This is a genomic window from Massilia sp. CT11-108 (assembly GCF_047302915.1).
In the GTDB taxonomy this organism is placed as follows: Bacteria; Pseudomonadota; Gammaproteobacteria; order Burkholderiales; family Burkholderiaceae_D; genus Telluria; species Telluria orientalis.
Map to the genome: position 1 here is coordinate 1 of NZ_JBKYMO010000337.1, position 6,358 is coordinate 6,358.

Genomic DNA, 6,358 nt, shown 5'->3' on the forward strand with positions numbered 1-6,358 from the left:
TCCGGCCATCAAGGCCGTCGGCTTCACCGGTTCGCGCCAGGGCGGCCTCGCCCTCGTGCGCACGGCGAACGCCCGCAAGGAACCGATCCCCGTCTACGCCGAAATGAGCAGCATCAATCCGGTCTTCATCCTGCCGGGCGCCCTCGCTGCAGGCGGCGCGAAACTGGCCGGCGCGTTCGTCGACTCGCTGACCCTGGGCGTGGGCCAGTTCTGCACGAACCCGGGCCTCGTCATCGCCCTCGCCGGCGCTGACCTCGACGCCTTCCGCGCGTCCGCCGCCGAAGCGCTCGCAGCCAAGGGCGCCGGCACGATGCTCACCGCGGGCATCCACCAGGCCTATGTCGACGCCGTCGGCCGCCGCTCCGGCATCGAGGGCGTGCAACTGGTCGGCCAGGGCAGCGCCGAAGGCACGGGCTGTGCCGCGCAGGCCGCGTTGTACGCCTGCGACGCCGCCACGTACATCGCCAGCCCGGCGCTGGACGAAGAGATCTTCGGCCCGGCATCGCTGGTCATCGCCTGCCGCGACGAAGCGGAGATGCTGGCGGTCGCACGCCACCTGGAAGGCCAGCTGACGGCCACCGTCCATGCGACGGCCGCCGACCGCGAACTCGCGGGCAGCCTGCTCCCGACGCTGGAGCGCAAGGCCGGCCGCGTGCTGTTCAACGGCTTCCCGACAGGCGTCGAAGTGTCGCACGCGATGGTGCACGGCGGCCCGTTCCCGGCCACGTCGGACAGCCGCTCGACGTCCGTCGGCGCCACCGCCATCGGGCGCTTCCTGCGTCCGGTGTGCTACCAGGACGTGCCGGCGGATCTGCTGCCGGAATCCCTGCGCGACGACAATCCGCTGGGCCTCGCGCGCATGGTCGACGGCACTTTGCAGCTCGCAAAATGATCATCAAGTAGAGCGGAGTAGCACTCAACTGCGCGCGGGCGGCTGGTACGATGTGCCGGCCGCCCGCCACGGCCGGAGGAGACGCCGGCCACGCGTACGTCAGCATAATCAAACATAAGGCCTGACCATGACCCGCAATCGCACCGGCGACGCCGCAGTCGCCAGCCCCGCCGCCCGGCCCGCCGGCGGCAACTACCGGTGGACCATCTGCGCGCTGCTGTTCTTCGCCACCACCGTCAACTACCTCGACCGCCAGGTGCTGAGCCTTCTCGCGCCGTCGCTGTCGAAGGAATTCGGCTGGTCCAACACGGACTACGCCAACATCGCCGCCGCCTTCCAGTTCATCTACGCGATCGCCCTGCTGTTCGCGGGCAGGATCGTGGACCGCCTCGGCACCAAGACCGCGTACATCCTCGCTATCGTCATCTGGTCGGCCGGCGCCGTCGCCCATGCGTATTCGATCGAGCTGGGCAACGGCCTGAAATCGCTGCTCGGCCTTGCCGTGCCGGCCTCCGTCCTCGGCTTCATCATCGCCCGCACGATCCTCGCGATCGGCGAAGCGGGCAACTTCCCGGCCGCGATCCGCGCCACGGCGGAATACTTTCCCAAGTCCGAGCGTTCGTTCGCGACGGGCATCTTCAATTCCGGCGCCAACATCGGCGCGATCCTGGCGCCGCTGACGGTGCCGGTGCTCGCCGCGATCTGGGGCTGGCAGGCCGCGTTCATCTGGATCGGCGCCGTCGGGTTCCTGTGGGTCGGGTTCTGGGCGGTCCTGTTCGACGAACCCGCTCGCCAGCGCCGCGTGTCGCGCGCGGAACTCGAATACATCCGCAGCGATGACGCAGGTTCGGCTCCGGTGGCCGCGACCGGCCCCGCCCCCAGCTGGCGAACCCTGCTCGGCCTGCGCCAGACGTGGGCCTTCATCGTCGGCAAATTCATGACGGACGGCGTCTGGTGGTTCTTCCTGTTCTGGCTCCCGAAATACCTGACCGACAAATACGGCATGGCCACGTCGGACCTCGTGTTGCCGCTGGCCGTCCTGTACAGCATGACGATGGTCGGCAGCATCGGCGGCGGCGCGCTGCCGTCGCGCTTCATGCGCCAGGGCAGCGCGCCATACGACAGCCGCATGAAGGCCATGCTCCTGATCGCGTTCTTCCCGCTCGTCGTGCTGCTGGCGCAGCCGCTGGGCCACCTGGGCTACTGGGTGCCCGTGATCCTGATCGGCATCGGCGCATCCGCCCACCAGGCGTGGTCCGCCAACGTGCTGACGATCACGTCGGACCTGTTCCCGCGCCATTGCGTCGCCTCCGTGGTCGGCATCGGCGGTCTGGCGGGCGGCATCGGCGGCGTGCTCGTGACGAAGATCGGCGGCATGCTGTTCGACTACTACGGCGCGCAAGGCCAGATCCAGACGGGCTACATGATCATGTTCTCGTTCTGCGCGCTGGCCTACCTGGCCGCGTGGGTCATCATGAAGGTGCTCGTGCCGACCCAGGACATGGTCCGCCTGCCGGAGGAGCTGGCGCATGCCTGACGCGATCGTGGAAAGAGTGCACGGCGTGAGCTGCGCCGTGGGCGAGAGCCCCGTCTGGCACGCCGGCGAACAGGCATGGTACTGGGTCGACATCCCTGCCCGCCGCATCTGGCGCCTGGACCATGCCTCGGGTGCGACCCGCCACTGGACGGCGGCCGAGATGGTCGCCTGCATCGCGCCGCGCGCCGCGGGCGGCCTGATCGCCGGCATGGAGACGGGCATCTTCACCGTCGACCTGCGGGACGACGGGAGTGTCCGTGCAGAACGTCTCGCCGCGCCGCCCGAACTGGCGCCCGGCATGCGCTTCAACGACGGCCGCACGGACCGCCAGGGCCGCTTCTGGAGCGGCACGATGTGGATGGACATGGCGGCCGCGCTGCCGATCGGACGTCTGTACCGCTACGACGGCGCGGGCCTGTCGGCACCGCTCGTTTCCGGCCTCGTCACCCAGAACGGCCTCGCGTGGTCGCCGGACGGGCGCACGATGTATTTGTCCGACTCGCACCCGACGCGCCGGCGCGTGTGGACGTTCGACTACGACGTCGACGCGGGCGTGCCGCACGACCGGCGGCTGCTCGTCGACATGGCCGCGTACGCGGGCCGGCCGGACGGGGCCGCGATGGACAGCGACGGCTGTTACTGGGTCGCGGGCAATGATGGGGCGAGCCTGCTGCGATTCACGCCGGTCGGGAAGCTGGATCGGGAACTGAAGCTGCCGGTCGCGAAGCCGTCGATGCCCTGCTTCGGCGGGCCGGATCTGGATACCCTGCTGATCACGTCGATCGTGCAGCCGGGGCATGAGGATGATTCGCTGGCGGGGGCGGTGCTTCTCGTGCGCCCCGGCGTGACCGGCGTGCCAGAGGTACCGTTCTCGTAGAGTGGGCGGCCGCCGCCCACGCGGACGTTCGCGTCCTGCCTGCTGTCGCGTGGGCACGGGGTGCCGCATGCGCCCGGCGCCTGCACGGATGGCGCCGATGCGGTATCGTGCTTGTATGAACGACATCCATTTTTACGAACCACGCGCCGGCCACGGCCTGCCGCACGATCCCTTCAACGCCATCGTCGGCCCCCGCCCCATCGGCTGGATCTCCACCAAAAGCCGCGCCGGCATCCTGAACCTCGCCCCGTACAGCTTCTTCAACGCATTCAACTACACGCCGCCGCTCGTGGGCTTCGCCAGCGTCGGTTACAAGGACACCGTCCGCAACGTCGAGGAAACGGGACAGTTCTGCTGGAACCTGGCCACGCGCGCCCTCGCCGACCGCATGAATACCACCTGCGCGATGGTGCCGCCCGACGTCGACGAATTCGCGCTGGCCGGCCTCACGCCCGCCCCGTCGCGCCTCGTGGACGTCCCGCGCGTGCTTGAAGCCCCGGTCTCGTTCGAATGCAGGCTCACCCAGCTCATCCGGCTGCACGACGCGGACGGGCAGCCGGCGCCGAGCTGGCTCGTGCTGGGCGAAGTCGTCGGCGTGCACATCGCCCGCGCCCAGCTGAAGGACGGGGTGTACGACACGGCGCACGCCGGCCACATCCTCCGCGGCGGCGGGCCGGCCGACTATTTCGAGGTCGGTCCGGCGCAACTGTTCCGGATGTTCAGGCCACAGTGATATACCGAATATCTGGCGAAGTAGGCAACATCGCCCGCGATCACGTATGATCGCGTATCGCCGTGGACACGGCGCCCCGTCCGCGCCCGATTCGGCGGCGGATGTCCCGGCCTGCCTCCCCGCACGGTCCCTGCCGTGCGCCGGATGGCCGCAACGAATCCATAACATCGTCCGCGCAAAGCGGCATAGGAGAAATCATGAGTACCGAAAGCAGCCTGAACGAGGCTAAAGACACCCAGTTGCGCGCCGACGCGCTCGAGTACCACCGCAGTCCGGTACGCGGGAAGATCGAGGTCGTCGCCACGAAACCCCTGTCGAACCAGCGCGACCTGTCGCTCGCCTATTCGCCCGGCGTCGCCTACGCCTGCGAGGAAATCGCCGCGGACCCCGCCACCGCCGCCGATTACACCTCACGCGGCAACCTGGTCGCCGTGATCTCGAACGGCACCGCGGTCCTTGGCCTGGGCAACATCGGCCCGCTGGCCTCGAAGCCCGTCATGGAAGGCAAAGGCTGTTTGTTCAAGAAATTCGCCGGCGTCGACGTGTTCGACCTGGAACTGGCCGAGAACGATCCCGACAAGCTGGTCGATGCGATCGCGATGCTGGAGCCGACCGTCGGCGGCATCAACCTGGAAGACATCAAGGCGCCCGAGTGCTTCTACATCGAGAAGAAGCTGCGCGAGCGGATGAACATCCCCGTCTTCCACGACGACCAGCACGGCACCGCGATCATCTCGAGCGCGGCGCTCCTCAACGCACTGAAGGTCGTCGGCAAGGACATCGGCCAGGTGAGACTGGTGGCGTCCGGCGCCGGCGCGGCGGCCATCGCCTGCCTCGACATGATGGTGAGCCTGGGCGTGAAACGGCAGAACGTCTTCGTCGCCGACTCGAAGGGCGTGATCTGGCAGGGCCGCGAAGCGAACATGGAAGCGAACAAGGCCCGCTACGCACAACAGACCGACGCGCGCACGCTGGCCGACATCGTCGACGGCGCCGACGTGTTCCTCGGCTGCTCGACCGCCGGCGTCCTCACCGCCGACATGGTCAGGACGATGGCCGCCAGCCCGATCATCCTCGCGCTCGCGAACCCGGAACCGGAGATCCGTCCGGAAGTGGCGAAGGCCGCGCGTCCGGACTGCATCATCGCGACCGGCCGTTCGGACTATCCGAACCAGGTCAACAACGTGCTGTGCTTCCCGTACATCTTCCGCGGCGCGCTCGATTGCGGCGCCACCCGCATCACGGACGAGATGAAGCTCGCCTGCGTGAGCGCGATCGCCGACCTGGCCGAGGCGGAAGCGAATGACGCCGTCGCCGCCGCCTACGCCGGCCAGGACCTGAACTTCGGTCCCGACTACATCATCCCGAAACCGTTCGACCCGCGCCTGATTGCCGCCATCGCGCCGGCCGTCGCCAAGGCGGCGGAAGCATCCGGCGTGGCCACGCGTCCGATCGCCGACATGGACGCCTACCGCGACAAGCTGGGCGAGATGATCTACCACACCGGCTTCTTCATGAAGCCCGTGTTCGCGAAGGCCAAGGCCGCGCCGAAGCGCGTCGCGTATGCCGACGGCGCCGAGCCGCGCGTGCTGCGCGCCGTGCAGACCGTCGTCGACGAGGGCATCGCCAAGCCGGTGCTGATCGGCCGCGCGGCCGACGTCGAAAAGGCGATCAGGCAGTCCGGCCTGCGCCTGAAGGCGGGCGTCGACTACACGCTCGTCGAAGCCGAGGGCGACACCACCCTGCAAGGCGCCCGCCTGCTGAACGCGGGTCAGGTCGACTCGCTCATCTGCGGCATGACGGGCAGCTACGACACCCACCTGGCGCACGTGAAGAACGAGATCGGCCTCGCCCCGGGCGCCGACGTACTGGCCGCGATGAACGCGCTCGTGCTGGACAAGATGACCCTGTTCATCACCGACACGTACGTCAACGACAACCCGTCCGCCCAGGAACTGGCGGCGATCACGAAGCTGGCCGCGCAGGAGATGCGCCATTTCGGCCTCGAGCCGAAGGCGGCGCTCGTGTCGCACTCGATCTTCGGCTCGTCGCAGCGCCCGTCCGCGCAGCGCATGCGCGACGCGCGCGCCCTGCTCGCCTCGAGCGCGCCGGAACTGCCGGTGCTGGGCGAAGTCCACGGCGACGCCGCGCTGTCGGAAGACATCCGCCGCATCTATCAGTCGAAGGACGATTTCGCCGGCAGCGCCAACCTGCTCGTGATGCCGTCGCTGGATGCCGCCAACATCCTGTTCAACGTGCTGAAGGTCACGTCGGGCAAGGGCGTGACGGTGGGGCCGATCCTGCTGGGCGCCGCGAAGT

At 68.6% G+C, this 6,358-nt stretch carries 5 protein-coding genes; all 5 read left to right on the forward strand.

What is annotated here, in order from left to right; translation table 11 throughout:
- The coding region (locus ACEN88_RS22075) for an aldehyde dehydrogenase family protein (RefSeq protein ID WP_413343048.1) at positions 1-892 on the forward strand (892 nt) is incomplete at its 5' end.
- 127 nt (positions 893-1,019) lie between these two features.
- Positions 1,020-2,429 carry an MFS transporter gene (locus ACEN88_RS22080; RefSeq protein WP_413343050.1) on the forward strand — a complete coding sequence of 470 codons (1,410 nt, stop codon included), beginning with the start codon at positions 1,020-1,022 and terminating at the stop codon, positions 2,427-2,429.
- A complete protein-coding gene (locus tag ACEN88_RS22085; RefSeq protein WP_413343052.1) occupies positions 2,422-3,306 on the forward strand; it encodes an SMP-30/gluconolactonase/LRE family protein in 885 nt (294 codons plus the stop codon). Before ACEN88_RS22080 ends, ACEN88_RS22085 begins: the two co-directional genes overlap by 8 nt.
- 115 nt (positions 3,307-3,421) lie before the next feature.
- Positions 3,422-4,039: a flavin reductase family protein gene (locus ACEN88_RS22090; protein ID WP_413343054.1), complete on the forward strand. Its 618-nt coding sequence runs from the start codon at positions 3,422-3,424 to the stop codon at positions 4,037-4,039.
- A 197-nt stretch (positions 4,040-4,236) separates the two neighbouring features.
- Positions 4,237-6,358, forward strand: a 2,122-nt coding sequence (locus tag ACEN88_RS22095) for an NADP-dependent malic enzyme (protein ID WP_413343056.1), incomplete at its 3' end; no start/stop codon positions are given.

What these genes read in the sequence shown, in the direction of transcription:
- ACEN88_RS22080 (WP_413343050.1), top strand. Translation starts at nt 1,020, where the DNA reads ATGACCCGCAATCGCACCGGCGACGCCGCAGTCGCCAGCCCCGCCGCC.
- ACEN88_RS22085 (WP_413343052.1), top strand. Translation starts at nt 2,422, where the DNA reads ATGCCTGACGCGATCGTGGAAAGAGTGCACGGCGTGAGCTGCGCCGTG.
- ACEN88_RS22090 (WP_413343054.1), top strand. Translation starts at nt 3,422, where the DNA reads ATGAACGACATCCATTTTTACGAACCACGCGCCGGCCACGGCCTGCCG.